3 protein-coding genes are annotated in these 3,620 nt (G+C 72.8%); 1 reads left to right on the forward strand and 2 read right to left on the reverse strand.

What is annotated here, in order from left to right; genetic code table 11:
* On the forward strand, window positions 1-863 hold an 863-nt coding region (locus tag VGZ23_09600), incomplete at its 5' end, for an ABC transporter permease (protein HEV2357848.1).
* A gap of 10 nt (window positions 864-873) precedes the next feature.
* Here VGZ23_09600 and VGZ23_09605 read toward each other — a convergent pair.
* Together VGZ23_09605 and VGZ23_09610 are read right to left on the reverse strand one after the other, a co-directional pair.
* On the reverse strand, window positions 874-1,995 hold the full coding sequence (locus VGZ23_09605; protein ID HEV2357849.1) for an alanine--glyoxylate aminotransferase family protein: 1,122 nt from the start codon (window positions 1,993-1,995) through the stop codon (window positions 874-876).
* A gap of 70 nt (window positions 1,996-2,065) precedes the next feature.
* Window positions 2,066-3,620, reverse strand: a 1,555-nt coding sequence (locus VGZ23_09610) for a PLP-dependent aminotransferase family protein (protein ID HEV2357850.1), incomplete at its 5' end; no start/stop codon positions are given.

The following is a 3,620-nucleotide window of genomic DNA, read 5'->3' on the forward strand; positions in this document are numbered from 1 at the left end:
CCCGGCTTGTGTGGGAGCGGTTTCGCCGGCACCGGATGGCGCTCGCCGGCCTCGCGATCATCGCCGGGTTCGCGCTGGCGTCCGCCGCTCCGCGGCTTGTCTCGCCGTACGATCCGCAGCAGTCGGATCTGGACCACCGCCTGGCCGCGCCGACCCGGCCCCACCTCATGGGGACGGACGACCTCGGCCGGGACCTGCTGACCCGCATTCTCTACGGCGGGCGCGTCTCGCTGACGATCGGCGTCGCGGCCATGGCGCTCGCGGTGACCCTCGGCACGGCCGTCGGGGCCGTCGCCGGCTACTACGGCGGGTGGGCCGACAACGCGCTCATGCGGCTGACGGATCTCGTCCTGTCGTTTCCGCAACTGTTCGTCCTGATCGTGCTGGCCCTGGTGTTGCGAAACGTCTCCCTGCCCATCCTGCGGGGCGGCGCCGGCGGCGTGCTGCCGATCGTGCTCGTGATCGCCGTGACGTCATGGATGCCGGTCGCCCGCCTGGTGCGGGCCACGTTTCTGTCGCTCCGCGAGGCCACGTTCGTGGAGGCGGCGCGCGGCCTGGGCGTGCGGAGCGGCCGGATCATCACCCGGCACATCCTGCCCAACAGTCTCGGGCCGATCATCGTCGCGGCGACGCTGCGGGTGGCGAGCTCCATCATCACGGAGTCGGGATTGAGTTTTCTCGGGTTCGGCGTGCAGCCGCCGACCCCGACCTGGGGCAACATGCTGAACGCCGCGCAGGATCAGATGACGAGCGCGCCGTGGACGGCCGTCTACCCCGGGTTGATGATCTTTTTGACCGTCATCGCGATCAACTATGTGGGGGACGGCCTGCGGGACGCGCTCGATCCGTACCACGTCCGCTGATCCGGCCCCCTCAGCGCGGGCGCGCCGGTGCGCCCTCTCGCAGGCACGACTCGAGGGCATCCACGGCCCGGCGCATCGTCTCGGGGTGCGCCTGCGTCCCGAGGTGGCCGATCCGGATCACCTTGCCCGCGAGCTGTTCGAGGCCGCCGGCGATGGCAAACCCCCTCGTGCGGATGCCCCGGATGAGCGCGGCGGCGTCGACGCCGGCCGGCGGGTAGGCGACCGTGACCGTGGGCGATGCCCACCGCGCGTCCGCGAACATGCGGAAGCCGAGCCGCTCCAATCCTTCGCGGAGCGCCGCCTGGGCGCGGCGGTGCCGCTCGAACCGCGCGGGCAGGCCCTCATCGAGCATGATCTGCAGCGCCCGGTCGAGCGCGAGGATCAGATTGCTGGGAATGGTCACCGGATAGGGGTGATGGCCGGCCCATTCGCGCTCGAAGCGCCGCCACGTGCGGACGTTGAGGTACCAGCCGTGCGATGCCGGCTGGCGGTCGATGACGTCCCAGCCCGTTCTCGTGATCGCGACCGGGGCCAGGCCGGGCGGGGTCTCGAGACACTTCTGCGAGGCGGTGGAGACGGCGGCGAGCCCCCACGCGTCGGTCTCCACCGGCGCCCCGCCGAGCGACGAGACGGCGTCCACCGCGAGCACGGCGCCTTCGGGGCGCACGGCGGCCGCGATGTCGGGGACCGGGTTCAGCACGCCCGTGGACGTGTCGCTGTGGACGATCGCGATCAGGGGAAGTTTGTGCGTCCGGACCCACCGGCGGACGTCGTCGGGATCCGCGGCCCGGTCCCAGGGGACCTCGAGCACCTCCACGTTGGCGGAATACGACCGTGCGATTTCGAGCACCCGAGTGCCGAAGAAGCCGTTGGCCACGACGCCGAGCCGGCCGTCCGCGCCCACCAGGCTGCCGATCATGGCGTCGAGGCCGCCGCTGCCGGACGCCGGGATGGGGTAGACCGACCCGGTCGTGACGAACACGCGGCGGAGCCGCGCCACAAACCGCTCGTAGTCGGGCATCCAGTCCGGACCGTAGTGCTGCCGGACCGGTTGCCCCATGACCTCCAACACCTTCGCTGAGACCGGAATCGGGCCGGGGATGAGCAGCTCGACGTCGTTGGGGACGTCCATGGGATGGATCGACCTCCCTCCGTGAACCCGCGTGCTCCGGCTTCGGTGACGGCGGGAAGCGCTCCTCCGGTTACGGTCGCGCCGTCGGGGCCCCGCGCGCCTGCTCGATCGCGGCCGCCAGCCGTTCCGCGGCCTTCGCCAGCGCGGCGGAGGGCACAGCGGCGAATCCCAGGACGAGGCCGTTCGCGGCCCGTGCGCGTCGTGTGTAATACGCCGCCAGCGGCGCGACCTCGACCCCGCGCGCCGCCGCTTCCTGCGCGACCTCGGCGGCGTCGACGCCGTCGAGGTCGGCGACCGCGTGCAGGCCGGTCCGAACGGGCCGGAGGCGCATCGCCCCGCCGCAGAAGCGCTCCGCCGCCTCGACCAGCGCCTCGAGACGCTCGCGGTAGGCCGTTCGCATCCGGCGGAGATGGCGGGCGAAGTGCCCATCACCAATGAAGTCGGCGAGCACCGCCTGATCGAGGAGCGGCGGATGCTGGTCGGCCGCGCGGCGGCCCGCCACCAGGCGGTCTTGGAGGCCGTCCGGGACGATGAGAAATCCCAGGCGGAGGGCGGGGAAGAGCGTCTTGCTGAAGCTGCCGGCGTAAATGACCCGCCCGTCGCCGTCGAGCCCGTGCAGGCACGGGACGGCGCGGCTGCCGTACCGGAACTCGCTGTCGTAATCGTCCTCGACCACCCACGCCCGCGCCGCGGCGGCCCAGCGCAGCAGCGCGAGCCGTCGCCGCAGACTCATCGGCACCCCGGACGGATACTGGTGTGACGGCGTGACGTACGCGAGGCGTGCGTCGGCGGCACGGCGCGTCCCGGCGTCCACGTCGAGCCCTTCCGCGTCGACGCGGATGGGGACCATCCGCGCGCCTGCGCCGACGAGCGCGCTGCGCGCTCCCGGATAGCCCGGTTCCTCCATCCACACCCGATCGCCCGGGTCGAGGAGCAGGCGGCACACGAGATCGAGGCCCTGCTGCGCGCCGCCCACGATGACGATCTGATCGGCGTCGCACCGGGTGCCGCGTGCCGTCTGCACGTGGCCGGCGATGGCCTCGCGCAGCGCGCGAAGACCGGCCGGGTCGCCGTAATCCAGCCCGGCCGCCGTGACCGACCGAAGCCGCCGGTTGGCGAGCCGGTGCCAGAGTCTGACCGGAAAGAGGTCGAGCCCGGGCGTTCCGACCCGAAAGGCGCGCGGCGGGCCGCCAAGACGCGCGGCTCCCTGCGGGACGGCGGCCAGGGCCGCGCCTCGCCGCGACAGCGGCGGATGGGTGGAGCGCGATGTCCGCGGGCCGGCCGGGGTCCGGCCGGGCACCGGACGCGGCGGGAGATCGTCGGGGAGATCCTCGGCCACGAACGTGCCCGCACCGCGTCGCGAGGCGAGATAGCCTTCGGCGGAGAGTTGTTCCAGCGCGAGGACGGCCGTTGTCCGCGAGACGCCCAGGTCATCGGCCAGCGCCCGCGACGAAGGCAGCCTCGTTCCCGGCGGCACGGCGCCGCCGAGGATCGCCCGCCGGATTTCACGATAGATTTGCCGCTGCAGCGTCTCGCCCGCGCGGGCGTCGAGGCGTATCAAGAGGATCGCCACTGGCCGATGGTACATCCACGCGTCACCCCGGTTCAACGCCCGCTCCCGGCCC

The organism is bacterium (genome assembly GCA_035945995.1).
Taxonomy (GTDB): Bacteria; Sysuimicrobiota; Sysuimicrobiia; order Sysuimicrobiales; family Segetimicrobiaceae; genus DASSJF01.

Coding starts and splice junctions, on each gene's coding strand:
- VGZ23_09605 (HEV2357849.1), bottom strand. CDS start 1,995: ATGGACGTCCCCAACGACGTCGAGCTGCTCATCCCCGGCCCGATTCCG.